Raw genomic sequence first — 25,613 nt, forward strand, 5'->3', positions numbered from 1 at the left:
TTGAAGAGGGCGGTCAGTCGTACTAGTGTTCGCATTGCGTGTTGCAACTGCAAACAATACTAAGGGATGAGACGATGTTACACACAGCAAATTTAGAGGCGTTAACGCGCACTGGGTTCGTCGAAAATAACACAAAAGCGTATACTACTCCCAATCATAAAATTACCCAAGGGAGTCATCGCGATATGACTGTTCAGGCGGCGAGCGCCAAACAGCAAGAGAATAAAGAGTTTGACCAGATGCTGGTTGAACGCGCTCAACAAGGCGATAAACGCGCCTTTGGATTGCTGGTGGAAAAATACCATCGCAAGTTGGGCCGCTTGCTGTCGCGTATGATCCGCGATCAGGCAGAAGTGGAAGATGTGGTGCAGGAGTCTTTTATCAAGGCTTATCGTGCGCTGCACAGCTTCCGTGGGGACAGTGCGTTTTATACCTGGTTGTACCGGATTGGCATTAACACGGCCAAGAATTATCTGGTGTCCATGGGCCGCAAGCCGCAGGTGATGCAGGATGTCGAAATTGAGGATGTCGAGAATTTCGATGAAGGTGAAGACATGCGTACGATGGAGACGCCTGAAACATCCCTGATGACCAAGGAAATTGCGCAAACCGTGAATGATGCGATTGCAGCGTTGCCAGATGAGCTTCGCACTGCGATCACCTTGCGTGAGCTAGAGGGTTTGAGTTATGAGGACATTGCCAGTGTCATGCAGTGCCCGATTGGCACGGTGCGATCCCGTATTTTCCGTGCCCGTGAGACCATTGCCGCGAAATTGAGGCCGTTGTTGGATACGCCACACAATAAACGCTGGTAGTGGCATGATTTGTTATAAAAATTTGATTGGGTGTGTAGGTGTTATGACAAATTTTTTGTTAAATGCTAACATAAAAACATTGATTGATTTGGGGTTATTATGAAGCAGCAATTATCTGCCTTGGTCGACGGTGAGGTCGATGTTGAACGCTGTGAACATATATTCTTGGCGGCCAAATCTACTGGCGAGGTTGCACAAGCCTGGCGCGAGTATCACGTGATCCGTGACGTCATGCGCGATGAGCTGTGGATGCAGTCAGACATGACCAGCCGCATTATGACCGCACTTGAAGATGAACCGACACTATTGGCGCCGCAAGCCATCGCCAATGCCGACAAAGTGACGCGTATCCGCCCGCGTTTTGACAAGTACACCTGGTCTATTGCCGCGTCTGTGGCTGCTGCCTTTTTTGTTGGCATGTTTGTGCTTAATCAACCTGAGGCGCCTGCCCCTGCGCAGATTGCCGACAATGATACCGAGCAATATGTATTGGCTCATCATAATTATGCGCCGAGTAGTGTGACTTATTACACGCATAATGTTGCCTATACGGCTGGCGAATAAAATTTCTTTCACTCATCATTTGGTTGTTGCTACTGCTATGTTTTGGCGGATTGTTGCTTCGATTTCATGCCTGTTCATGGTACAGCAGGCAGCCTTTGCTGAAGAAGATTTATGGTCAACCATGCAGAAAACCGCCTCTGCTGCCAGAGAGCTCAATTATCAGGGGCTGTTTGTCTATCACAATGGCTCCATGATCCGTTCGGTGCAAATCACCCACATTTATGAAGGCGGCCGCGAATTCACACGCAATGTGGTGCTGGATGGCCGCCCACGTGAAGTATTCAGTGAAGGCGATGATATCGTCATTTTTAATGCTAAAAATGACAAGGTCGTGATCGAGAAGCGCCGAGGCCAAAACCTGTTTCCGGCCATGCTGCCCACACAGCTGTATCCCCTCAAGCAAAATTACAAGCTCAAGTTTGTCGGACAGGAACGCATTGCCGGGCGTCTGGCCCAGGTCATCGACATGGTGCCGAATGACAATCTGCGTTACCAATATCGTATCTGGTCTGATACTGAATATGGCTTGTTGCTCAAAATGAGCATGATGGATATGCAAGGGCATACCTTGGAGCAAATTGGGTTTAACCAGGTGTCTATGCTGCATACCAAAGATCTGGACTGGTTTCAGCCCAAGATTGATGCGACCAAGCCTTATGTGATGGATGACACCACCGAGCTTACGCATGTAGAAGACAATCTGGTGGTGCCGAATTTGCCGACGGGCTATAAAAAGGTTGACCAGATCAGTTTAAAAGTGCCCGGCAGGGCTGCTCCCGTGCAACAATGGATTTTTTCTGATGGATTGGCTTCGGTGTCACTGTTTGTCGAGCCGATGGTCAAAGGCATGCAGCCCCGCGTCGGTAAGAAAAATATGGGCTCTACCAATGTGTACGCCCATGTCCTCAATGGCTACCAGCTGGTGGTGGTGGGGGAAGTTCCGGCGCAAACCGTGGAACAGATTGCGCAGCAAGTGACCTTCAAAAAGTAATGGCTGCCTGTCTGTTTGTGCTTGCCTTGGTCCCGCCTCCTTGAAATCATGCCGCAATATTTCATTGCTATCCTCTTCAATTCGCTGTTATGGTGTGTTTTGGCGCGTCTCAGTTGGCGCTTGTATTTCTCAGCAATGGCACCATTTACATGCAATAGCAAACGCATGCTGGTCAGGAATGGTCGGCATGTACAATCAACAACTTAATTTTTAATAATCATTAAATGATAGGAATAATCATGATGAGACGATGGATGTCTGGCCTCATGTTCGCGTGTGCCATCACATTGACCCAACCAATCTTGCATGCCCAGGCAAAGGACTTGCCTGATTTTACCGAACTGGCGGAAAAACAAGGTCCGGCAGTCGTGAATATCAGCATTACTTCGGTGGTGCACGGCGGCGGTACCATCGGTTTTCCAGGCATGCCCAACGATGAGAACTTGCAAGAATTTTTGCGCCGCTTCGGCATTCCAGGCATGCCCGGGATGCCAGGTCAGGAAGGTGGGCAGGATTATAAAACCCAGTCACTGGGCTCGGGCTTCATCCTGAGTAGCGATGGGTATATTTTAACCAACGCGCATGTGGTGAACGAGGCCGATGAAGTGCTGGTGAAACTGTATGACAAGCGTGAATTCAAAGCCAAGATTATTGGTGCGGACAAGCGCACCGATGTGGCCTTGATTAAGATCGATGCGACCGGCTTGCCCAAGGTGACTGTAGGGGACCCGAATGCGTTGAAAGTCGGGGAATGGGTGGCAGCGATTGGTTCGCCATTTGGTCTCGAAAACACGATGACGGCCGGTATTGTCAGTGCCAAGGGTCGCGCCTTACCGCAAGAAAACTATGTCCCGTTTATTCAAACCGATGTCGCCATTAACCCGGGTAACTCGGGGGGGCCATTATTTAACTTGCGCGGTGAAGTGGTCGGCATCAACTCGCAAATCTACAGCAAGAATGGCGGTTCCATGGGCTTGTCATTCAGTATTCCGATTGATGTTGCCATTGATATTTCCAACCAGCTCAAGGCCAATGGCCGCATTTCACGCGGCTGGCTGGGGATTGGCATTCAGGAAGTGACCAAAGACCTGGCTGAGTCCTTTGGTCTCAAGCAAACCAGCGGTGCCTTGATTGCAGGCGTCGAGAAAAACAGCCCGGCCGACAAAGGTGGGCTGGAAGCTGGTGACATTATTCTCAAGTTTGACGGCAAGCCGATTACGACATCGAGTGATTTGCCTCGTGTGGTGGCAGCCACCAAACCGGGTAAAGTGGTGCCGGTAGAAATCCTGCGTAAAGGCGCCAGTAAAACCTTGCAGCTGGGCGTTGGTGAAATGCCGAGCGAGCAACCTGAAGCTGCCGCAACCAGCAAAGAACCCACTAAGGCAGAGTCCAACAAGATAGGCTTGACCTTGCGTGAATTGACGCCACAGCAAAAGAAAAAGCTCAACGGCAAGAATGGCCTGCTTGTGATTGAAAGTGTGGGTGCGGCTGCACAGGCCGGGATCCGTCGCGGTGATGTCATTCTCGGTCTGAATAACAATGAAAGCCAGAGCGTGGATGCCTTTAACAAGCAGATCAATGCGGTTGCCAGTGGCAAAACGATTGCTGTGCTGGTGCAGCGTGGAGATAGCACGCTGTATGTACCGATTAAAGTAAAATAAGGTACGGCTGCTTGCAGTGAACAAAAAAAGACAGGTCGCCCTGTCTTTTTTTGTTTTTGAGGCGGGGGTTAGTAGGCGAGCATGGAAATATTGTCACTGCTGAGTTTTAATTGATTCAGCGCTTCAATCACACTGCGAATATTTTCATGGATGGCACCCTCGTTAGCAATTTTGATGCGAATAAAGCCAATCGCTGAGTCGCTAAACGTCGCAGTGTAAGGCGTAGAAATGATTTTTGAGTAAAGGACTTTTTGGGTTGCGCGTTCTGTCAGGGTGTACTCCACGGCAGCTGTCACTGTCATGTCCAGCCCGGCAACCGGTTGATCCAGGCTTAGTAATTTGGCGTCCAGTGTGTATTTGCTGCTTTGTCCTGAGTTGCTCAGTAACAGTGCATTACGCAAAGACTCCTCAAGTGCCTGCTTGAATCCATCATTGCCCACCTTGGAAACCCACAGGGGATTGGTCGATTTTCCGCCAGAGACTGCTTGAATGGTGACGTTTTCTTTAAGTTGCGCATTAGGCAAAGAGCTGTGAGTGGCCGGTTTGACTGTCATTTTGTCAATGGCGGCGGGTGAGGCACAACCAGCCAACAGTGCTGAAGTGAATACAAGCACGACTTTGTACATAAGATTTACTCCCTGAAATATGTTTTTAGTGAATGCAGCGTCCCCATAAGCGTGGACGTTTGCAAACTTTAATGCAGAACGGTCAGGCGAGCATGCTGTTCGCATTAAAATGCGATTAATTGGGAAATTTTCCTGGGTTTGGCTGTGCGCTTTACAGGGCCGCCCGCACTTGCCGCAAACAAAATAAATCACTGATATTCATGCATTTGCTGTAAAATACGCACGATTTGAAAGGCGCTTCAAGCGCCTTTCTTGCTTGTAAATAACGCATAACAGAACATGAAAAATATTCGTAATTTTTCGATCATTGCCCACATTGATCATGGCAAATCGACACTGGCTGACCGCATTATCCAGTTGTGCGGTGGCCTGGAAGCACGCGAGATGGAAGCGCAAGTGCTTGATAGCATGGATATCGAGCGTGAACGTGGCATTACGATCAAGGCACAAACAGCGGCGTTGCAATACAAAGCCAATAATGGCGAAACCTATTTCCTCAACCTGATTGATACCCCTGGGCACGTTGACTTCAGCTATGAAGTCAGCCGCTCCTTATCGGCCTGTGAAGGTGCATTGCTGGTGGTGGATGCTTCGCAAGGCGTCGAAGCGCAAAGTGTGGCTAACTGCTACACCGCGATTGATCTCGGCGTGGAAGTGACGCCCGTCCTGAACAAGATCGACTTGCCATCGGCAGACCCTGCGCGCGTGTCACAGGAAATTGAAGATGTGATTGGGGTGGATGCCACTGATGCGGTGCGTTGCTCAGCCAAAACCGGCGAGGGTGTGCGCGATGTGCTGGAAGAAGTGGTCGCCAAAGTGCCACCCCCTAGAGGCGATGTGTCGGCTCCATTGAAAGCGCTGGTGATCGATGCCTGGTTTGACAACTATGTGGGTGTGGTCATGCTGGTGCGCGTGGTGGATGGTGTGTTGCGCGCCAAGGAAAAAATCCGCCTGATGGCCACCGGTGCCGAATACCTGTGTGAGCAGGTGGGGGTGTTTACGCCCAAGTCCTTGCAGCGTCAGCAACTGAGCGCGGGTGAGGTCGGCTTTATCATTGCCGGCATTAAAGAGCTGGCGGCGGCCAAGGTCGGTGATACGGTGACGCTTGCCGGGGCAGGGAAATCTGCCACTGAACCACTGCCAGGCTTTAAAGAAGTGAAGCCGCAAGTGTTTGCCGGGCTGTATCCGGTCGAATCCAACCAGTTTGAGTCCTTGCGTACTGCGCTGGAAAAATTGAGCCTGAATGACTCCAGCTTGCAGTTTGAGCCAGAAAATTCCACAGCACTGGGGTTTGGTTTCCGCTGCGGATTCCTCGGTTTGTTGCATATGGAAATCGTACAAGAGCGCCTGGAGCGTGAGTACGATATGGATCTGATTACGACCGCGCCTACCGTGATTTATGAGCTATTGCTCAAAAGCGGCGAGGTCATACAAATCGAGAACCCGTCACGTTTGCCTGAGCCTTCACGCATTGAAGAAATCCGTGAGCCCATGATTGTAGTCAATCTGCTCATGCCGCAAGACTATGTCGGGCCGGTGATGACCTTGTGTAATAACAAGCGCGGTGTCCAGCGTAATATGCAGTATATGGGCCGCCAGGTGATGTTGAGTTATGAAATGCCGCTGAATGAGGTGGTGCTCGATTTCTTTGATAAACTGAAGTCGGTTTCGCGTGGCTATGCCTCGATGGATTACGAGTTTCTCGAGTTCCGTGCGGCCGATCTGGTCAAGCTGGATATCATGGTGAACGGTGAGCGTGTGGATGCATTGAGCCTGATTGTGCACCGCGCCAACAGCATTTACCGTGGCCGCGAACTGGTTTCTAAAATGCGCGAGCTGATTCCACGGCAAATGTTTGATATTGCCATCCAGGCATCGATCGGCGCCAATATTATTGCGCGTGAAACTGTGAAGGCGATGCGTAAAAACGTGCTGGCTAAATGTTACGGCGGCGATATTACGCGTAAGCGCAAGTTGCTGGAAAAACAAAAAGAAGGTAAAAAGCGTATGAAGCAGGTGGGCAATGTGGAAATTCCACAAGAAGCCTTCCTGGCGATCTTGCGTGTAGAAGATAAATAATCACGATTCATCATCACCGCGCGTGATGGTGCTTACTCAGGAAACAAGCATGTATTTTGCAATTTTTATGTTGGTGATTTTGCTGGTGTCAGGGGTGATCTGGCTGCTGGATATCCTGGTGCTGCGCAAGCAGCGCCAAGCCGGTGCGCTCGGAGAGGTGCCTGATCCATGGTATGTGGAATACAGTAAAAGCTTTTTCCCGGTCATTCTGCTGGTATTTACCGTCCGCTCATTTATCGTCGAGCCATTCAAGATTCCTTCCGGCTCCATGATGCCGACGCTGTTGGCGGGTGACTATATTCTGGTCAATAAATTCACCTATGGCCTGCGTGTACCCATCCTCAATAATGTGTTTTACCCCATGGGTAAGCCGCAGCGTGGTGACGTATTTGTGTTTCATTATCCGCCAGACCCATCAATCGACTATATCAAGCGTGTGGTTGGTCTGCCCGGCGACAAGATTCAGTACCGTGACAAACAGCTGACTATTAACGGCAAGGTGATTAGCCTGGATTTTATCGCGCCTTACCAATATGCCTTGAGCGTTAACGACGAAAGCGGCAACGCCCGTGCGGTGGATGTCACCGCCTCACGCCTGAGCGAGCAACTGGGCGACGTCAAGCATGATGTACTGATTCATGACATCATGAACCAATATGGCCCAGGTAGTCTGGGTGACCGCTTCATGCAGGGCGAAACCATTACCGTGCCTGAAGGCGAATACTTTGCCATGGGCGATAACCGTGACAATAGTTCTGACAGCCGTGTCTGGGGCTTTGTCGCCGAAAAACATCTGGTGGGTAAAGCCTTCTTTATCTGGTTCAATTTTGACCAGTGGCGCCGTATCGGGCAACGTATCGGCTAATGCTGCGGTCAGCCGTGGCGAGACGTCTCTTTTTGAGGAAAGCATCTATGAAATACTCAAAGATTTCTGATCAACACGGGATCGGCTTTATCGGTTTTTTACTGGTACTGACGGCATTTGGCATTTTGGGCCTAGTCGCCTTGAAAGCCTTGCCTGCCTATATGGAGTATTTCTCGATTCAATCCACCATTAACCGGATTGCGCATGACTCGCTGTTGCAAAGCGAGCAGGACATGCGTACGGCGTTTGATCGTCAGATGCAGGTCGATAGTATTAAAGACGTTTCCAGCCGTGAGCTCGAAATCAGTGCAGGGGCGGTGGCCATGCGCTACCAGAAAAAGATCCCGCTCACTGAGACCATGTCTCTGTTGATTGATTTTGATGCTGCCAGCAAACCCTAGTGGCAAAAGGGATCGTCATTCAATGAGCGTACTGCCTGTCTTACAAACCAGAATTGGTTACCAATTTTTGCAACCTGACTTGCTGCAGCAGGCGCTCACGCACCGCAGCTTTTCGGCCACCAATAATGAGCGGCTGGAGTTTTTAGGCGATAGCGTTTTAAACTTTATCATTGCCCACCAGCTGTTCAATTTGTTTCCCGATATCCCCGAAGGCGATTTAAGCCGATTGCGGGCCAAGCTGGTCAAAGAATCCAGTCTGGCCGAGATTGCCATCAGCCTGCATTTGGGCGATGCGCTCAAGTTGGGCGAGGGCGAGTTAAAAAGTGCGGGTTGGCGTCGCCCGTCTATTCTGGCCGATGCGCTGGAGGCGATTGTCGGTGCTGTCTATCTGGATGGCGGCTTTGACGCTGCGCAGCAAGTAGTGGCCTTGTTATATCGCGACAAGCTGCAGACCATAGATCCAACATCGATCGACAAGGATGCCAAATCGCAGTTGCAGGAATACCTGCAAAGCAAAAAAATGGATTTGCCTGAATATCAGGTGGTCTCTATCGAGGGCGAAGCACATGCACAAACGTTTACCGTGCAATGTGAAATTAAAAAACTCAAGTTGACGACCACAGGCGTGGGCACCAGCCGCCGCGTGGCTGAGCAACAAGCGGCCAAATTGGCCATGGACAAGATACAATCATGACAGAACAGACAACAGCCTCAGACCATTTCCGTTGTGGCACCATTGCCATCGTGGGCAGACCCAATGTGGGCAAATCGACCTTGCTCAACCATATTCTGGGCATGAAGCTGGCGATTACTTCGCGCAAGGCGCAGACCACCCGTCACCGTCTGCTCGGGATTCATACCACTGAAGACACGCAGTTTCTGTTTGTCGATACCCCGGGTTTTCAGCAAAAGCATATTAACGCGCTCAATAAGTCGCTTAATAAGACCGTCACCCAGGTATTGACCGAAGTCGATGTGGTACTGTTTGTGATCGAGCCGATGAAACTGGGCGAGGCCGATGAGCTGGTGCTTAAACTGCTGCCTAAGAACAAACCGGTATTGCTAGTGGTGAATAAAGCCGACCTCATGGGCGACAAAGGCAACTTGCTGCCCCTGATTCAGGACTTTGACTTGCTGTTTGACTTTGCGGGCATTATCCCGGTTAGTGCCAAAAAGAATCTTTATCTGGATGAGCTGTTAGCCGCGATTCGTGAGCATCTGCCCGAGCAAGCTGCCATGTATGCCGAAGATGAACTGACGGATAAAAACGAGCGCTTTCTGGCCGCCGAACTGGTCCGCGAAAAGGTGTTCCGCCTGTTGGGTGATGAAGTGCCTTACTCGGTGACGGTTGAAATTGAAAAGTTTGAAACGGTGAAAAACCTGCGCCGCATTTTTGCCGCGATCATTGTCGATAAAGAAAGCCAGAAGCCCATGATCATTGGCAAGGGTGGCGAGAAATTAAAACAGATTTCAACCGAAGCGCGCCAGGACATGGAAAAGCTGTTTGGCTCCAAAGTCTATCTTGAAACCTGGGTCAAGGTAAAAGGTGGTTGGGCAGACGATGCGCGCGCGCTAAAAAGCCTGGGTTTCTAGCCTCGCAGGTTCTTATCTACTGGCATCCACATGGCAGTAAAACCTTCTAATTCAGGCAGCCACAAACAAAGCCTGCAACCGGTTTTCATTCTTCATACCTATCCCTTTAAAGAAACCAGCCTGGTCGTCGAAATGTTCAGTCGCGACCTGGGCCGCATTGCCGCCGTGGCTAAAGGCGCGCGCCGCCCGCTTTCAGCCATGCGCGGCATGCTGCAGTCTTTTCAGCAACTGGCTGGCACCTGGTCGGGTAAAAATGAGCTTAAAACCCTGCATGACCTGGAGTGGATGACCGGCCTCACCTTGCTCAGGGGCGATGCGCTGATGTGCGGCTTTTACATGAACGAGCTGTTGCTGCGGCTGCTGCCGCGCGACGATGCCCATGTGCAGCTATTTGAATATTACGCACAAACCGTACAGACACTGTCGGCCCTGCCCATGCCGGTAGATGGCACGCAACTGGCCATGGTGATGCGCAAGTTTGAACTCAAAATGTTGCAAGAACTCGGCTACGCCGTTCCGCTCACCCATGATGAACACGGTGAAATCATCCATGCCGATAGCACCTACCGTTTTGAGGCAGATTATGGCGCCTGTGATCCGTCCGCCACTAAAAACGGCCTGCTGATTCTGGGCAATACGCTGCTACAAATGGCGCGTGGCGACTACAGCGATAGCACCACTCAAGCGCAAAGCAAGCAGTTGATGCGTTATTTATTACAGCATTATCTGGGTGAAAAGCCCTTGCATACCCGGCAATTGCTGGTGGACTTACAAGGCTTCTGAAGGTGGCCGTTGCTACGGTCTCACGTCCTGATAGCGAGGATATCTGGGGTTGCAAGGTGAGTGGCAGATCATCCCTCACCTTGCCTGAGCGACCAGTCATGAGTTGACTGCTCGCGCTTGATTCGGACGTGGCCTTGAAGTATCTCACAAGGCCACGCTGAAACTAACCGGCTTTTTGTTGGCGACGGGCCACTAAAACAAACACAGCCAGGCCAGCTAACAGCAGGGCGTTGGTGGCTGGCTCTGGAACCGCTGCCGTTTGCTGAACAAAACTGAAATAGCCCGAATTGCTGACCGTGGATAGTCCCTGTGCGGTGAACTCAGAGAAATAGCTATTATCAGGATACAACGTCAGGATAAACGTCGACGCGCCGTTATTGGCTGCAAACGTAAACCCCTGTTTGTCTATGCTAATGCTGGCATCGCTAGAGCGATAGCTGACGTTGTCCAAGGGGTCATTCAGGACAAAGTCCAGCACGCTGAAATGATAGTTTAATGAAAATGGCGCGCTGGTGGTCATGCTGCCAGAGAAGGTTGGGTCGCCATTCACATCATCGACTGCCACAATGTTGTAACGATAATCGGCCAGTGCTACACCGCTACCAGCAAAGGTGAGCGCCAGAAACACTACTAAATATTTAATCAATTGCATCACAAATCCTAAAAAAGTTAAATCAATCAAACGCCCGTCATGTGTCGATGTAGAGGCGCGTCTTGCGCCTCCTATTTCATCTTAACGAACGGAAACGAACACCGGGTTGGAGTAAAACCACAGGCTGCTGTAGTTGCGGTCGTTAATCGCGTTGACACGACCATTGTTATCCACGCCGCCCTGATTGTTCAGTACCCAGGTTTTCTGGTCTGCCAGCGGTTCGCCGTTGTAGCTGAATCCAGGCGCATCCACCGCCAGATTGGTGCCGCGCAATCTGAAGTACTGGTTTTTGTTGGCCACCAGTTGCACAGTCACTGAGGCAAACCCATCTTTGCCTACTTTCCAGTCGGCTGCGGTGAATCGCTTCAGCACGCGTGTAGACGGGTTGGTGGCAACGTTGTAAGCCGCAGAGTCCGGGCTGGCTTTGGGCGTGACATCACCGACAATTAAGTCCACATGGTTGACCACAGGTTTCATGTTGGCGAGGGTGTTACCATCAACCGGCTTCAGGTAGTTGTTGAGATCCGGGCTCTTGAAGCGGAAAGTTAACTTGATTTTTTCACCAGCGCCGACTTTGATTTCCTGCCCTATAAAGGCGGTGCCAGACGAACCGACGACGCGGAAGTCCAGCGCATTGATCAAGTCACCAAACACGCCAAACATACGGCCTTCACGCAGGCTGGCAATCAAGCCGGTGGCTGTGCCTTTGCCGCTTTCTGGCATCCACACGTAGTTCTTGGCATATTCGCCTGGATAGTAGCCGCTGCTATTGCTGGCCGCATCAATCTTGAAGTGTGAATCGGAGTCTGCGATGTTCCAAACGTGGCGACCTTCGCCTAACAGCGCATCCCATACGCCGCCCACTTTGGCAACAACGGCGTCCACGCCGCCATAGGTGCGGTTAGGCAGGTTCGCGTCAATATAGGCAGAGGTATAGCCGCCGCGGTCAGGCTCCATCTGGTTACCGACCATGCCTTCAATCATAAATACGATATCCGGGGCCAAGTCATTCATTTGACGAAAGTCCTTGATCGTATATTTGTTTGGATTGCGAGACGGGTGGTTGATGGTGGCAAAGCTGGTGGTCGGATAATGGGTTTTTAACCAGGCGATTGCTGATAAGGCGTCTGTGCCGGTTTGGTTAGGGCGAATCGAACCATTCCTGTTTTTCCAGGCCGCGACATCCTGCGGGTTAAACAACGATTCAGACAGGGTGGTAAACAGATACTGGAATTCTTTAGCACCATCGGTAGAAGTCTCCAGCGTCGATTCATTCTGGAACATGACTACATTGGCATGGTCGTGGGTAGGCATATCCCATTCTGCCGCCGAGAGTATCATCTTGTCTGCGTAAGTGCCGCTTGCCTGCATGTCTTTCACGTGCGGAATCTCAATCGACTCCATCGCATAGGCAAATGGCACGGGTTTGGCCAGCAAATTGCCGTTCTGATCATATTTGGAAGAGCGCAAATGATTGCTCAGAATCATCCAGTCCAGTTTGTAAGTGCCCAGCGCCTTGTCCAGCAAAAAGTCCAGCGTCTGCGTCGTGCGAGAGTCATCAGACTCCACGGTATGGGTATGCAGGTCACCAGCCATCCAGGAACCTTTACCTTCGGTAGCGGCAGGCATAGGCTTGACTTCCAGGCCAGAGACTAACGACACGGCACCGAATGACAGGCCCGCGACAGCGGTCACCATGGCCGTTGATTTAAATACTTTTGATTTATTCACAATTATCCCGCTTGATTAACATCCCCTGGCAGGGGCATGGTAGTGTTGAAAGTGTTTACTACGCGGGCATGATGGCGGACGCGGGTTAATCTTTGATGACGGCCGAGATATATTCGCGTGACAGCGGCCTAGGCATGCACTGTGGTCCCATTTGCTGGTGATCTACACAGACTGCTCCGCAGATTGATGGTTGATGGCAGCGCTTAATGGTATGGTTTTACACTGTCAGCAGGTAAAATAGGGCTTTGTCCGTTCTCTTATCAGTTAACTATGTTAAAACTAGGCGTCAATATCGATCACGTGGCCACCATCCGTCAGGCGCGTGGCACCAAATACCCCAGCGTGGTGCAGGCTGCATTGCGTGCAGAACAATCCGGCGCTGACAGCATCACGCTACATTTGCGCGAGGATAGGCGCCACATGCAGGATGCGGATATTTTTGCCTTGCGGCCGTTACTGCAAACCAAAATGAACCTGGAATGTGCGGTGACCAGCGAGATGATTGATATCGCCATTCAGGTTAAACCACAGGATGTCTGCCTGGTGCCAGAGCGGCGTGAAGAACGCACGACGGAAGGCGGGCTGGATGTATTGACCCACTATGTCAAAGTCGAACACGCCGTTAAAAAACTGTCTGAGCAAGGTATCCGTGTCTCCTTGTTTATTGCACCCGATCTGGCGCAAATTGATGCCGCCGCCAAGATGGGCGCACCTGTGATTGAGTTGCATACCGGCACCTTTGCCGATGCGGAAACTGAAAAAGCGCAACTGGCCGAACTGGATAAAATCACCACTGCGCTTAACCATGCCAAAGCCGCCGGCTTGGTGGTGAATGCTGGTCATGGCCTGCATTATCACAATGTGCATCATATTGCGCGTTTGCCAGGCTTTGAAGAGCTGAATATCGGCCACGCGATTGTGGCGCATGCCTTGTTTGTGGGCTGGGACCATGCCGTGCGCGAAATGAAAGCACTGATGAAAGAGTTTTCCAGCAGATAAACACGCATCCATGGCGGAGAAGGAGTGGCGATGATTTATGGCATAGGCGCGGATATTGTTGAAGTTGAGCGCATTCAGGCGTCACTGGAGCAGTTTGGCGAGGCCTTTGCCAAGCGCATTCTGGCAGAGGTTGAGTGGCCGGATTATGAGGCTAGCCAGCTCAAAGCCCGCTTTCTGGCCAAGCGGTTTGCGGCGAAAGAAGCCTTTGCCAAAGCCATCGGTACCGGCATTCGCGGTGAAGTCAGCTTCCATAACATCGCGGTGACGCATGATGCCTTGGGGCGTCCCTTGCTCCAATTGTCCAGTGCCTTACAGGCTTTTCTCAAACAGCATCATATCCACCAGTCGCATATCAGCATCAGTGATGAGAAAAATCTTGCCCTGGCGTATGTGGTGCTGGAAACGAGCTAGGGGTAATGGATTTGGACTTGTCTGTCGATGTCGAGATGGCGCGCCGCTTTTCCGGCGTGCGCCGCTTGTATGGTGAGCCGGGCCTGGCGCGTTTGCAGCAATCGCATGTCATGGTGATCGGCATCGGTGGTGTTGGCTCCTGGGCCGCTGAGGCACTGGCGCGCAATGCGGTGGGCAAGCTCACGCTGGTAGACCTGGATAATATTGCCGAATCGAACATGAATCGCCAGATTCATGCACTGTCAGGCAATCTGGGCAAGGCCAAGGTCACGGCCATGCAGGAGCGGATTGCCGAAATTAATCCCGTATGTGTCGTGAACGAGATTGAGGATTTTGTGACGCCGGACAATCTCGCGCAAATGCTGGCCGGGCAACCAGACCTGATTGTGGACTGCATGGATGACACCAAAGCCAAAATTGCGCTGGCGGCTTATTGCAAACAACACAGCTTACCGCTGGTGATGGTGGGCAGCGCCGGGGGCAAGCTTGATGCGACGCGGTTGCGCCTGGCGGACCTCGCGCATGTGCAGGGTGACCGCATGCTGTCAAAAGTGCGTAATCAATTGCGCCGTGACCATGGCTTTCCCAAAGCCTCGGATCACAAAAAATCAAGCAAGTTTGGCCTGATAGCCGTGTATTCAGATGAGCCCGTGGAGCGCCCGCAAGAGGCTTGCGAGACGCCTCAAGCCGGCCTGACTGGCCTGAATTGTGCGGGCTATGGTTCCAGTATCTGCGTGACGGCGAGTGCGGGCTTTATTGCCGCGCAGCAGGCGATTCAACAGCTACTTTCTGCAGCAGCTTCCAATCTGCCACCTTAACTATTCCCCGCTGCGACAGCATGGCTGTCATCAATTGGGTTGAACATTGTCAGTGTGAGGGCGTCTACCAGATAGCAGGCATAAACATTGCATGCAATTCTTTATAGCCTGTGCGGGATAACTGCACTGGATTTCAGTGCGTCATCGCTCTTTTAATGACGGCTATCAATGTTACAGTGTGACATGGCCTAACAATATTCAACCTGAAGGTGATTGCCATGCAATTAGAGGTGTTCTTAGAAAAAGTCTCTGTAAATCACGGCCTGAATGTACTGGTCTCTCATTTGGCCCAGGCGGGCATTGAGATTGCGGCGCTGATCCGCCAAGGGGCGCTGCAGGGCGTGACTGAAAAAATGACCAGCACCAATGTGCAGGGCGAAACCCAGATGAAGCTGGATATCCGCAGCCATGAACTGGCGGTGGCGCAACTGCGCGCTTCTGCGGTGGTCGCTGGGGTCCTGTCAGAAGAAGAAGATCATCCGGTGCTGTTTGAGACGCTGGATGCACCATTTTTGGTCAGTATGGATCCGCTGGATGGCTCTTCTAACCTGACGATTAACGGCGTGGTCGGCAGTATTTTTTCGGTGCTGCCGAATATTGGGGTCTCCACCCTCGGTGAGCAGGCCTTTTTACAACCCGGCCAGGACCAGCGTGCCGCAGCCTATCTCATGTATGGGCCGGCCACCTTAATGGTGCTGACGCTGGGACAAGGCACCCATGTGTTTACGCTGGAACATGACAGCAATACCTTTATGTTGACTCAGCAAACGGTACAAATCGCCGAGGAGACCTCGGAATTTGCCATCAATGCCAGTAACCAGCGCTACTGGGCGCCTGCCATGCAGCGTTACATCAACGAATGCCTGCAAGGCGCGGATGGTCCGCGCGGTCGCGACTTCAATATGCGCTGGTGCGCCAGTATGGTCATGGATGTGCACCGGATTTTAACCCGAGGCGGCGTGTTTCTTTATCCGCACGACCGTAAGCAACCTGTCAGGGCCGGGCGGTTAAGATTACTTTATGAAGCAAACCCGATGAGCTTGCTGGTAAGCCAGGCCGGGGGCGAGAGCATAGACGGCAAGCAGCCGATTCTGGCTATCCAGCCGGACAGTTGTCATCAACGCGTGCCGGTACTGTTAGGCGCCAAACAGGAAATACAGCGCTTGCGCGAGTATCATTGGCAAGACAGTGATCATCCGCAAGTTACCGACTAAAGGAGTGTGACATATGGCATTAATTTCGCTCAGACAATTATTGGACCACGCGGCCGAACACAGTTATGGACTGCCCGCCTTCAATATCAACAATATGGAGCAGATTCTCTCCATCATGAAGGCGGCGGATGAGGTGGATAGCCCGGTGATTTTACAGGCTTCTGCCGGTGCGCGCGGTTATGCGGGCGAGTCTTTTCTGCGCAAAATGGTGGAAGCAGCGATTGAGCAGTATCCGCATATTCCGGTGTGTATGCACCAGGACCATGGCGCTTCGCCCAAGGTCTGCCAGATGGCGATCCGTAGTGGATTCTCGAGCGTGATGATGGATGGTTCGCTCAAAGAGGACGGTAAAACACCGGCCAGTTATGAATACAATGTCGAGATGACCCGCCGAGTGGTTGAGTTTGCGCATGCGGTGGGTGTCTCGGTGGAAGGCGAGCTCGGGGTGTTGGGTTCGCTTGAAACCGGCATGGCAGGCGAGGAAGATGGCGTAGGCGCGGAAGGCAAACTGGACGAGTCGCAGCTGCTGACGGACCCTGACGAAGCGGCTGCCTTTGTCGCGGCCACCAAGGTCGATGCGCTGGCGATTGCCATTGGGACCAGCCATGGCGCCTATAAATTTACACGGCCGCCTTCAGCCGAAACCTTGTCGATTAAACGTATTCGCGAGATTCACGCCAAAATCCCCAATACGCATCTGGTGATGCATGGTTCCTCCAGCGTGCCACAGTCTTTACTGGAGCAGATCCGGCAATATGGTGGCAATATCAAGGAAACCTATGGCGTGCCAGTGTCTCAAATTGTCGAGGGCATTAAAAACGGGGTGCGCAAGGTCAATATTGATACCGATATCCGTCTGGCAATGACTGCGGCGATCCGCGCACATATGGCCGAGCATCCTGAAGAGTTCGATCCGCGCAAATACTTCAAGGAAGCGATTACCGCGGCGCAGCATTTGTGCAAAGAGCGGTTTGAGGCTTTTGGCAGTGCCGGTCAGGCCAGCAAAATCAAGGTGATTTCACTGGAGAAAATGGCGGCTATTTATTAACCGCCGGTGACACCGGGTTGAACGCATCATCAACGCAAGCAACAAGGTCAGTAAAAAGACAAGTAAAAACATAAGTTGAGCACATCAACAATCCGCACGAGGGGGCATGAATAAAGGAAACATCATGCGACAAAAATTAGTGGTTGGTAACTGGAAGCTACACGGTGGGTTGCTCGAAAACCAGGGCTTACTCAACCGTCTCAAGCAAGAACTGCACGATCTGCAGGGCATGGATGCGGCGGTCTGCCTGCCCTATGTCTACCTGTTTCAGGCGCAAGCCCTGTTGCAGGATTCGGCCATTGCCTGGGGCGCGCAAAATGTCAGCCAGTATACAGAGGGCGCATTTACCTCCTGTATTTCGGCCAAAATGGTCGCCGAGTTCGGTTGCACCTACACCATTATCGGGCATTCCGAGCGCCGTGCGCTCAAGCTGGAAAGCAATCAGGTTGCCACCAAGCGCATGCTCAATGCCCTGCATGCCGGGCTGACGCCGATTTTTTGTGTGGGTGAAACGCTAGATGAGCGCGATGGCGATATGGCCGAGTTGATTGTGCGTAACCAGATGCTGAATGTGGTCTACGGCTTGGATGACGAAGCATTTGCGCTGGCCAAAAAATTCAATATGGTGATCGCCTATGAGCCGGTGTGGGCGATCGGCACCGGCGAGCATGCCAGCCCGGATCAGGCGCAGCGGATGCATGCGTTTATCCGCATGATGATTGCCGAGCGTGATCGCGAATTTGCCGACCAAATCCGCATTGTGTATGGCGGCAGCATGACCCCGCAAAATGCCCACAGCTTGTTGAGCATGCCAGATATTGATGGCGGCTTGCTTGGGCGTGCGGCGCTGGTGGCGGAAGACTTTATCGAAATCTGCAAGATTGCCAGCCGCTGCTATCAGCAAAAAAAGGTATTTAAGGAACCATCGGACGCCATTCCAGTCTTTGAGGCATGATTTCAGACTTCAAAGGCAACAAGACACAGCTACCAAGCAAGCTTTGCCAGCAATGTGGCAAGCCCATGACCTGGCGCAAGGCCTGGGCCAAGAATTGGGAACAGGTCAAATATTGTTCTGAACGTTGTCGCCGTCAGCCTCGCACAAAAGCGTCATGAGGCATCTGGTGATTATTTTGGGTGACCAGCTGACACTGGATAACCCGGCCCTGCTGGATTTTGATCCTGCGCAAGACCATATTGTGATGGCCGAGGTCAGACAAGAGTCTACCCATGTTTGGTCACACCGTCAGCGCATTACCCTGTTTCTTTCTGCCATGCGGCATTTTGCCGAGTGCTTGCGTGCACAATCCTTTCCGCTGACCTATTTTGCGCTGGATGATCACACTTATCCCGATTTGCCAGCCGTTTGGCAAGCGATGGTGCAGCAGCATCGGCCTCTCGCCCTCAAAGTATGTGAGCCCGGTGACTGGCGCATCTGGCAGCAATTACAGGCCTTAGCTGAGCAATGTGCTACGCCGCTGCAGGTGCTGCAAGACACCCATTTTATGTGCAGCATCGACCAGTTCAAGCGCTGGGCGGATCACTATGGTGAAAAAAATACTTCTTTGCGCATGGAGTTTTTTTACCGCAGCATGCGTAAAAAATACCAGATTCTGATGGCGGGGGATGCGCCCGAGGGCGGCGACTGGAACTATGACCAGGACAATCGTCAGTCTTTGGGCAAGCTGGGGCCACAAGACCTGCGGCCACCACCTACTTTTGCACCTGATGCTGTGACCCAGGCCGTGATGACCCTGGTCAATCAGAGCTTTCATGATCATCCGGGAGCCTTGGATGACTTTCAATGGGCGGTCACCCGTGAGCAAGCACTCACCTTGCTGGCACATTTTGTTGCAGAAAAGCTGGCGCGGTTTGGCCCATATCAAGATGCGATGTGGCAAGCAGAGCCATACTTGTGGCATTCACTGCTGGCCTCGGCCTTAAACCTCAAATTGCTCAATCCGCGCGAAGTGATTGCCGCCGCTGAGCAGGCGTATCGGCAGGGGCAAGCGCCTTTGGCCAGTGTGGAGGGCTTTATCCGGCAGATTTTGGGCTGGCGCGAGTTTATCCGTGGCGTATATTGGCTGGAAATGCCCGCGCTGGAAAAGGCCAATTATTTTAACCATCAAGGGGCGCTGCCCGCCTGGTTCTGGACGGGGCAAACTGGCATGCAGTGTTTATCGCAGTGTATCGGGCAAACCTTGCAGCATGGTTATGCGCATCATATTCAGCGTCTGATGGTGCTCGGCTTGTTTGCAACGCTGGCAGAATTGTCCCCGCAACAGGTTTCGGACTGGTTTTTGGCGGTGTATGTTGATGCAGTGGCGTGGGTGGAGTTACCCAATGTCGCGGGTATGGCCCTGTTTGCCAACGGCGGCCGCTTTACCAGCAAGCCGTATGTGGCCAGTGGTGCATACATCCAGCGCATGAGCAATTATTGCCAGCACTGCAAATATGACCCTAAACAAAAAACGGGGGCGCAGGCTTGCCCGTTCACCACCTTGTATTGGGCATTTTTAATCAAGCATGAGGCATTGTTTGCACGCAATCCGCGGACCAGTTTGATGGTGAAACATGTGGCAAAACTTTCCGCGGCAGAAAAGAGCGAGATCACCACGGCTGCCCGGTTGCGATTGCAACACGTCGCGCAGCTATAAGCGGCTGGTGTGAATTAAGAAAGATGTAATTTCATAAAACTGTCACAATTGAAAGCATTGCAGCCGATACAATATCCGCCATGAAAAATAACACGCCCGCCCTGCTAGACAGAGACCAAAGTATCCTCAGTTTTAATGCTAGAGTGTTGTCTCTGGCTCAGCGAGAGGACTATCCCTTGCTGGAGCGTTTACGCTTTTTGTGTATCGTCACCAATAACCTTGACGAGTTTTTCGAAGTCCGCATGCCTTTGCAGATGGAGGCATATCAGCAAGGCGTGACCAGTGGCCCGGTGACTGCGTCGACCTGCGAGCAAGTAGCGACCATGGCGCATGCGCTGGTGGCCCAGCAATACCAGCTGTTTAACGATGCGCTGATGCCGGCGCTGGCAAAAGAGCACGTACATCTGGTCTCGGGTGGGGTCAGGACCCCAGAGCAAACCACCTGGGTGTCTAATTACTTCAAGCGTGAAGTGTTGCCGTTCTTGATGCCAGTGTCGCTGGACCCTTCGCATCCTTTTCCGCAAGTGGCTAATAAATCGCTCAACTTTATTGTGCGCATTGCCGTCGATGGTGAAGAGAAAATCGCCATCGTACGTGCGCCGCGTGTGGTTCCGCGCCTGGTGCAATTGCCACCGTCTATTAGCAAAGGAGAACAGTGCTTCGTCTCACTAACTAGCATCATCCGCGCCAATCTGGAGGTTTTATTCCAAGGCGCCAGCATCCTGCATTTTTCCCAGTTCCGCGTCACCCGCAACAGTGACCTTGAGGTGGATGAAGATGATGTGATCAACTTGCGCACAGCGTTACGTGAAGAGCTGGCGCATCGGCAGTATGGTGAAGCGGTGCGACTTGAGGTGACACAAGAATGCGACGACACGCTGGCCGAGTTTTTACTCAAGCAATTTAACCTGCCGCCACTGGCGTTATACCGCGTGAATGGTCCGGTGAATCTGGGCCGCCTGATTCAGCTGCCAGACATGGCCAAAGGAGATCATCTCAAGTTTGTGCCATTCCAGCCGCACTGGCCGCAGCACATCAAAAAAAATGTTTCGCTGCTGACGCAAATGCGCGAAAAAGATTTGCTGATCCACCAGCCTTACGAGAGTTTCGAAGTGGTGATCCAGCTACTGGAAGAAGCGGTCAAGGATGAGCATGTACTGGCCATTCGCATGACCATTTACCGGACTGGGGCGGATCCACGCATGTTGCGCTTGCTGCAAGAGGCAGTGCGCCGTGGCAAGGAAGTGCTGGTGGTGGTTGAACTCAAGGCGCGTTTTGACGAAGAAGCCAACATCAACTGGGCAGAAGCATTGGAGTCGGTGGGCGCGCAGGTGGTGTATGGCGTGGTCGGCCTCAAAACACACGCCAAGATGCTGTTGATTATGCGCCGTGAGGGCAAGGTGATACACCGCTACGGGCATCTTTCCACCGGCAACTACAACCCGAAAACCACGCGTTTGTATACCGACTGGAGCATGTTGACCGCGGATGCCAATCTGACCAAGGAAATGGAAGCCGTCTTCCGTCACTTGACCAGCGAGCTGCCGATCCCGACCATGCGTCATCTGCTGGTGGCGCCCTTTACCCTGCAAAACAGCATGATCCGGCAGCTGGAAAAGGCGCAGCGCCTGGCCAGACTGGGCAAGCCCGCCAAGGTGATTGCTAAAATGAATGCGCTGACCGATGTCCCGCTGGTCAATGCACTCATGAAGGCCGCCAGTGCCGGCGTTGAGATTGATTTAATTGTGCGTGGGGCCTGCATCTTGCCGGTGGATGCGCCGTCGGTTAAAGGCCGCATTCGGGTCAGATCCATTGTCGGTCGCCTGCTCGAGCATTCACGCGTGTTTTACTTTGAGCTGGATGGTCAGGTGCAGATGTGGTTGTCGAGCGCAGACTGGATGAGCCGCAACATGATCCGCCGCGTAGAATTGGCCTGGCCAATCAAAGACCCCGCCATGCAGCAACGCATTTATCGCGAAAGTCTACAGCTTTACCTGCAAGATAATCTGGATGCCTGGCAATTGAGTGAGAATGGGCAATATCAACAGGCCGCGCGGACTGATGCTGCCGAGCCCTTGTCTTGCCAGCACCTGTTACTGCGCCAGTATCATTCTTTATAAAAGTGTGTGATGCCCGTTAAAAACCTGATTTTATGGCGACATGCAGAAGCAGAGGTGCTCATGCATGGGGCCTCTGACCTCGAGCGGCCGCTGACCGCCAAGGGACACAAACAAGCCAAGCAAATGTCCGCCTGGCTCAAAAAATACTTGCCCAAACAAACGTATGTGCTGGTGAGTCCTGCCGTGCGTACGCGTGAAACCGTGGATTACTGGGGAGAGGACTGGCAGGAAGATACGCGTCTGGCGCCGGAAAGGCCGCTAGAGCCGCTACTGCAAATCCTGGCGCAAAGCCCGTTTGAATCGATGATGCTGGTCGGTCATCAGCCCTGGATAGGCGAATTGGTTGCGCATGCCTTGGGCTTGCCAGAAGGGCAGGTCAGCATCAAGAAGGGCGCGGTCTGGTGGCTGCGCTTGCCCAAATCGGGGCCGCCCTACAAATTATATAGCGTGCAAAGCCCCGAGCTGATCAAGTAAGCGCGTAGTGGCCTATTGCCACTACATGCGCCGCGTGTGAACCAACTTATTTCTTTGGTCTGCCGGTTTTAATCACTGGAATGCTGGCCAGCGTGGCTTTTAACGCTGCATCATCCATGGCAGACAGCAGTTTCAGGCCTGCGCGTAACAATTCGCTTTTCTTGACGGGTTTATCCAGCGCTTCAAGGCGTTTTTTCAAAGTCGCGATTTGTGCGTACTCTTCTTTGGGCATGGTAAAGCTGTCACGTTCCATTTTGACCTTGTTGGTTTTTGGTTTGTCCTTGTCGGCCTTGTCTTTTTCAGGTGCCGTGGCGACTTTGTTCACGACTTTGATCGCTGGTGTGCCGCTCGCTTTTTTAGGCGCTGCAGCCGTTTTTAACACTGGTTTGGCGGCTGGTTTGGTTGCTACGGGTGCCACTGGTTTTGCAGCCGTTTTATTGGCAACAGGCGCCTTGGCGGTGGCAGCCGGTTTCGCTGGCGTCGTGGCCGGTTTGTTCTGGATCAAGGGTTTGTTATTTGGTTTGCTGGCCATGAGATTCTCCTGGTTGGGTTCAGTAAAAACAGTTTATACTGTTTTTGTTCAAAATCAATTGTCATAAAAATTTCATATTGATATGGTGTGATATCAGCTGGTTTTCATGACAAAATTCAACACCTTGAAACGGGGAGCGAAGCATGCGCAGGGTATTGGTGGCAAATACCAAAGGCGGCAGCGGTAAAACCACTTTAGCCACGAATCTTGCTGGCTATCTGGCGCAGCTGGGCCATAAGATTGTGCTCGAAGACATAGACCGGCAGCAATCAACCACAGATTGGCTTGCGCGTCGGCCCGCACATGTCGCCACTGTTTACAATGCCGATGATCTCGGCAAGTCCGCCCTGCAAAAGGCCGACTGGGTAATTACCGATTCCCCTGGTGGTTTGCGGGACAAAAAAATTTCTGATGCAGTGACTGAAGCCGACCTGGTATTGGTTCCCGTGGCGCCTTCTGCATTTGATATCGGCGCGACGCAAGACTTTTTGCAATTGCTGGCAGAAGAAAAAGCCGTCCGTAAACATAAAACATTTGTGGGTCTGGTTGGCATGCGGGTGATGCCGCGTACGCGTTCCGCAGAGCGTCTGTTGACCTTTATGGATGAGTCAGGCTTTTCTGTGTTGTCCATGCTGCGTTCTTCGCAGATTTATGTCACTGCCGCCGAAGAAGGCCTCAGTATTTTTGAATTGTCGAATACCTTGAAAGAGGTCGACATTGCACAGTGGAATCCGGTCACCGACTGGATTCTGCAAAACAGCTAAATCCGGTCTGTTTAAACAGCCGGATAGTAGACAATCAAAGGGAGTCCTATGAAAGACAAGGTCAATCCAGTGTATCTGGATAAAGTCAAACAATTACCTGCCGATGAGGCTGAGCGTATTCTGTCCCGCATGGGAGGTAAATTACCCAAACGCTTCATCAAGGAAAAACTGAGCCAGGAAGAAGCCCTGGCCTTGCAGCTTGAAATTGAAGACGAGCAATTGCAAGAGTGGCGCGAAAAAATGGCCAAGCTCAAGGAAGAAGACGAGAAGAAAGAGAAAAAGAAAAAAGAGTAAGTTTTGATCAAAAAAAACGGGCCTGGCGCCCGTTTTTTTACGTGTGTCGAATCTCTAATTGCCAGCCCAGTTTTTGCCACAGCAGGCACTCTTCCTCCAGCAGGTAATGCGTCTGTGGATGCTGGTTTGCCCATTGCGTGGACAGCGCCAGAATAAACTGCTGTTTATGGCGTTCCAGCTGCAGGTGCTTGAGCGAGGGCATGCGGCGGGAATGGCAAAAGATTACGGCCAGACGCAATGCCATGAGCTGGCAAACCAAATCCTGATTATCAAAGTCTGCATCCAGTTTGCGTAACTTGCCTTGATGGCCGAGCACCAGCAGGCTGATGGTATGCAGTTCACTTTGCGCAAAGCCCATCAATTCGGTGTTATCCAGAATATAGGCGCCGTGTTTGTTGCAATCGGTATGTGAAATCGCCCAGCCAATTTCATGGCACAGCGCCGCCCAATGCAGCAGTGGCTTCTGCGTATCACAGGCCAGCATGGCGTCGTAAAAATACAGCGCCATTTTGCTGACGTTGTTGGCATGTTCCATTTCGACACCAAATTGCTTGCACAATCTGGCAATCGACGCAGTACGCAAATCTTCGGTGACATCTTCCGGGTTTAGCATGTCATAAAGTACGCCATGCCTTAACGCGCCGTTAGCCACCATCAGCGTGTCAATTTTCAAGGTATCAAATACTGCGGTCAGTACGGCCAGGCCACCGCCAATCACTGCACGCCGGTCATCCTTGAGGCCTTCCATGTTCAGCCGGTCTGGCGATTTGGCTTTGATCAGCGTCTGCTTTAGCCACTCCAGCTGCGCGCGTTCAATGCGGTCAGCCGCGAAGCCTGCGCCTGCCAACACATCGGCGACCGCGCCCACCGTGCCCGAGGCACCATAGGCCACTTCTGCTTTTCCGACATAGCGGTTGGCAATCATGTCGATAATCGACTCGGCGGCAATTTCGGCGCGTTCAAAATTACGTTCGCTAAACTGGCCATCGGCAAAATATTTTTGTGACCAGCCCACCGAGCCCAAGCGCAAGGATTCCGTTACCGTGGCGCGGAAGTGTTGACCCAAAATAAACTCGGTAGAGCGTCCGCCAATATCCACCACCAGACGCTTTTCGTCCGATTGCGGCAACATGCGGCTGACGCCCTGATAAATCAGCCTGGCCTCTTCGACGCCAGAAATAATCTCAATCGGATAGCCCAGGACTTTTTGTGCCTGGCGGATAAAATCTTCGCTATTGGTTGCTTCTCGCAGGGTTTGGGTCGCGACAGCGCGCACATGTTCTACCGGGAAATCTTTCAGACGCTCGCCAAAGCGGGCCAGGCATTTCAGGCCGCGCTCAAACGCCTGCGGTTTCAGATTTCGGTCTTCGTCCAGGTCACCGCCCTGGCGGACCGCCTCTTTCAAATAATCCACGCGCAGAATCTGGCCATCGACCACGCGCCCGATCTCGAGACGAAAACTGTTGGAGCCCAAATCTACAGCGGCGAGCTGGGTGTCATGATTAATATTTAGCATGCGTTAAT

27 protein-coding genes are annotated in these 25,613 nt (G+C 52.2%); 22 read left to right on the top strand and 5 right to left on the bottom strand.

Going from position 1 to position 25,613, the window contains the following annotated elements:
- The first annotated feature begins 185 nt into the window (after nt 1-185).
- The 4 genes from rpoE to AACH41_RS03315 all read left to right on the top strand — a co-directional run bounded on the left by rpoE (nt 186) and on the right by AACH41_RS03315 (nt 4,031).
- Nucleotides 186-815 carry an RNA polymerase sigma factor RpoE gene (gene rpoE / locus AACH41_RS03300; protein WP_194749473.1) on the top strand — a complete coding sequence of 210 codons (630 nt, stop codon included), beginning with the start codon at nt 186-188 and terminating at the stop codon, nt 813-815.
- A 99-nt stretch (nt 816-914) separates the two neighbouring features.
- Nucleotides 915-1,379 carry a sigma-E factor negative regulatory protein gene (locus tag AACH41_RS03305; RefSeq protein ID WP_194749474.1) on the top strand — a complete coding sequence of 155 codons (465 nt, stop codon included), beginning with the start codon at nt 915-917 and terminating at the stop codon, nt 1,377-1,379.
- 37 nt (nt 1,380-1,416) lie between these two features.
- The gene (locus tag AACH41_RS03310) at nt 1,417-2,370 is read left to right on the top strand and encodes a MucB/RseB C-terminal domain-containing protein (protein ID WP_338656727.1); all 954 of its coding nucleotides are present in this window, start codon (nt 1,417-1,419) and stop codon (nt 2,368-2,370) included.
- Nucleotides 2,371-2,609: 239 nt separating this feature from the next.
- Complete coding sequence (locus tag AACH41_RS03315; protein WP_338656728.1) at nt 2,610-4,031, top strand: DegQ family serine endoprotease; 1,422 nt, start codon at nt 2,610-2,612, stop codon at nt 4,029-4,031.
- Nucleotides 4,032-4,099: 68 nt separating this feature from the next.
- Here AACH41_RS03315 and AACH41_RS03320 read toward each other — a convergent pair whose 3' ends face one another.
- Nucleotides 4,100-4,657 carry a hypothetical protein gene (locus AACH41_RS03320; protein WP_338656729.1) on the bottom strand — a complete coding sequence of 186 codons (558 nt, stop codon included), beginning with the start codon at nt 4,655-4,657 and terminating at the stop codon, nt 4,100-4,102.
- A gap of 279 nt (nt 4,658-4,936) precedes the next feature.
- Between AACH41_RS03320 and lepA the strand changes: the two genes are divergently transcribed.
- The 6 genes from lepA to recO are packed head-to-tail and all read left to right on the top strand — an operon-like array spanning nt 4,937 to nt 10,378.
- Nucleotides 4,937-6,736: a translation elongation factor 4 gene (gene lepA / locus AACH41_RS03325; RefSeq protein WP_194749477.1), complete on the top strand. Its 1,800-nt coding sequence runs from the start codon at nt 4,937-4,939 to the stop codon at nt 6,734-6,736.
- Between the two features lie 49 nt (nt 6,737-6,785).
- Nucleotides 6,786-7,601 carry a signal peptidase I gene (gene lepB / locus AACH41_RS03330; protein WP_194749478.1) on the top strand — a complete coding sequence of 272 codons (816 nt, stop codon included), beginning with the start codon at nt 6,786-6,788 and terminating at the stop codon, nt 7,599-7,601.
- 47 nt (nt 7,602-7,648) lie between these two features.
- On the top strand, nt 7,649-8,002 hold the full coding sequence (locus AACH41_RS03335; RefSeq protein ID WP_338656730.1) for a DUF4845 domain-containing protein: 354 nt from the start codon (nt 7,649-7,651) through the stop codon (nt 8,000-8,002).
- Between the two features lie 22 nt (nt 8,003-8,024).
- Complete coding sequence (gene rnc / locus AACH41_RS03340; RefSeq protein WP_194749480.1) at nt 8,025-8,696, top strand: ribonuclease III; 672 nt, start codon at nt 8,025-8,027, stop codon at nt 8,694-8,696.
- Entirely contained in the window at nt 8,693-9,595 is a 903-nt protein-coding gene (gene era / locus AACH41_RS03345; protein WP_194749481.1) for a GTPase Era, read from the top strand. The genes rnc and era overlap by 4 nt, the downstream gene beginning before the upstream one ends.
- Nucleotides 9,596-9,625: 30 nt before the next feature.
- Nucleotides 9,626-10,378 carry a DNA repair protein RecO gene (gene recO, locus AACH41_RS03350; protein ID WP_338656731.1) on the top strand — a complete coding sequence of 251 codons (753 nt, stop codon included), beginning with the start codon at nt 9,626-9,628 and terminating at the stop codon, nt 10,376-10,378.
- A gap of 163 nt (nt 10,379-10,541) precedes the next feature.
- On the opposite strand, the gene AACH41_RS03355 is transcribed toward recO, so the two are convergent.
- Together AACH41_RS03355 and AACH41_RS03360 are read right to left on the bottom strand one after the other, a co-directional pair.
- A complete protein-coding gene (locus tag AACH41_RS03355) occupies nt 10,542-11,030 on the bottom strand; it encodes a PEP-CTERM sorting domain-containing protein (RefSeq protein WP_338656732.1) in 489 nt (162 codons plus the stop codon).
- A gap of 81 nt (nt 11,031-11,111) precedes the next feature.
- Nucleotides 11,112-12,761 carry a hypothetical protein gene (locus AACH41_RS03360; RefSeq protein ID WP_338656734.1) on the bottom strand — a complete coding sequence of 550 codons (1,650 nt, stop codon included), beginning with the start codon at nt 12,759-12,761 and terminating at the stop codon, nt 11,112-11,114.
- Between the two features lie 270 nt (nt 12,762-13,031).
- Here AACH41_RS03360 and pdxJ point away from each other — a divergent pair, with 270 nt between their 5' ends.
- From pdxJ to AACH41_RS03410, 10 genes are all read left to right on the top strand, one after another.
- Entirely contained in the window at nt 13,032-13,760 is a 729-nt protein-coding gene (gene pdxJ, locus AACH41_RS03365) for a pyridoxine 5'-phosphate synthase (protein WP_338656735.1), read from the top strand.
- A gap of 30 nt (nt 13,761-13,790) precedes the next feature.
- Nucleotides 13,791-14,171: a holo-ACP synthase gene (gene acpS, locus AACH41_RS03370; RefSeq protein WP_338656736.1), complete on the top strand. Its 381-nt coding sequence runs from the start codon at nt 13,791-13,793 to the stop codon at nt 14,169-14,171.
- A 5-nt stretch (nt 14,172-14,176) separates the two neighbouring features.
- On the top strand, nt 14,177-14,989 hold the full coding sequence (locus AACH41_RS03375) for a tRNA threonylcarbamoyladenosine dehydratase (RefSeq protein WP_338656738.1): 813 nt from the start codon (nt 14,177-14,179) through the stop codon (nt 14,987-14,989).
- Between the two features lie 218 nt (nt 14,990-15,207).
- A complete protein-coding gene (locus tag AACH41_RS03380) occupies nt 15,208-16,203 on the top strand; it encodes a class 1 fructose-bisphosphatase (RefSeq protein WP_338656740.1) in 996 nt (331 codons plus the stop codon).
- Nucleotides 16,204-16,216: 13 nt separating this feature from the next.
- Nucleotides 16,217-17,251 carry a class II fructose-bisphosphate aldolase gene (fba, locus tag AACH41_RS03385; protein ID WP_194749496.1) on the top strand — a complete coding sequence of 345 codons (1,035 nt, stop codon included), beginning with the start codon at nt 16,217-16,219 and terminating at the stop codon, nt 17,249-17,251.
- Nucleotides 17,252-17,375: 124 nt separating this feature from the next.
- Nucleotides 17,376-18,206, top strand: coding sequence for a triose-phosphate isomerase (tpiA, locus tag AACH41_RS03390; protein ID WP_275356770.1), 831 nt, complete (start codon nt 17,376-17,378; stop codon nt 18,204-18,206).
- Between the two features lie 65 nt (nt 18,207-18,271).
- Entirely contained in the window at nt 18,272-18,364 is a 93-nt protein-coding gene (locus tag AACH41_RS03395; protein WP_338657571.1) for a DUF2256 domain-containing protein, read from the top strand.
- Entirely contained in the window at nt 18,361-19,905 is a 1,545-nt protein-coding gene (locus AACH41_RS03400; RefSeq protein WP_338656744.1) for a cryptochrome/photolyase family protein, read from the top strand. Before AACH41_RS03395 ends, AACH41_RS03400 begins: the two co-directional genes overlap by 4 nt.
- A gap of 80 nt (nt 19,906-19,985) precedes the next feature.
- Entirely contained in the window at nt 19,986-22,025 is a 2,040-nt protein-coding gene (gene ppk1 / locus AACH41_RS03405) for a polyphosphate kinase 1 (RefSeq protein ID WP_338656746.1), read from the top strand.
- 9 nt (nt 22,026-22,034) lie between these two features.
- Complete coding sequence (locus AACH41_RS03410) at nt 22,035-22,499, top strand: histidine phosphatase family protein (RefSeq protein WP_194749501.1); 465 nt, start codon at nt 22,035-22,037, stop codon at nt 22,497-22,499.
- Nucleotides 22,500-22,545: 46 nt separating this feature from the next.
- Here AACH41_RS03410 and AACH41_RS03415 read toward each other — a convergent pair whose 3' ends face one another.
- Nucleotides 22,546-23,031 (bottom strand): hypothetical protein, encoded by a 486-nt coding sequence (locus AACH41_RS03415; protein ID WP_338656749.1) that lies wholly within the window; start codon nt 23,029-23,031, stop codon nt 22,546-22,548.
- 143 nt (nt 23,032-23,174) lie between these two features.
- Between AACH41_RS03415 and AACH41_RS03420 the strand changes: the two genes are divergently transcribed.
- On the top strand, nt 23,175-23,795 hold the full coding sequence (locus tag AACH41_RS03420) for a ParA family protein (protein WP_194749503.1): 621 nt from the start codon (nt 23,175-23,177) through the stop codon (nt 23,793-23,795).
- A gap of 48 nt (nt 23,796-23,843) precedes the next feature.
- Nucleotides 23,844-24,089: a hypothetical protein gene (locus AACH41_RS03425; RefSeq protein WP_338656752.1), complete on the top strand. Its 246-nt coding sequence runs from the start codon at nt 23,844-23,846 to the stop codon at nt 24,087-24,089.
- Nucleotides 24,090-24,126: 37 nt separating this feature from the next.
- Here the strand turns inward: AACH41_RS03425 and ppx are convergent, their stop codons facing one another.
- Nucleotides 24,127-25,605, bottom strand: a complete 1,479-nt coding sequence (gene ppx, locus AACH41_RS03430; RefSeq protein ID WP_194749505.1) for an exopolyphosphatase — start codon at nt 25,603-25,605, stop codon at nt 24,127-24,129.
- Nucleotides 25,606-25,613 lie beyond the last annotated feature (8 nt).

Origin of the sequence: Methylophilus sp. DW102, assembly GCF_037076555.1 — a bacterium.
Lineage (GTDB): Bacteria > Pseudomonadota > Gammaproteobacteria > Burkholderiales > Methylophilaceae > Methylophilus > Methylophilus glucosoxydans.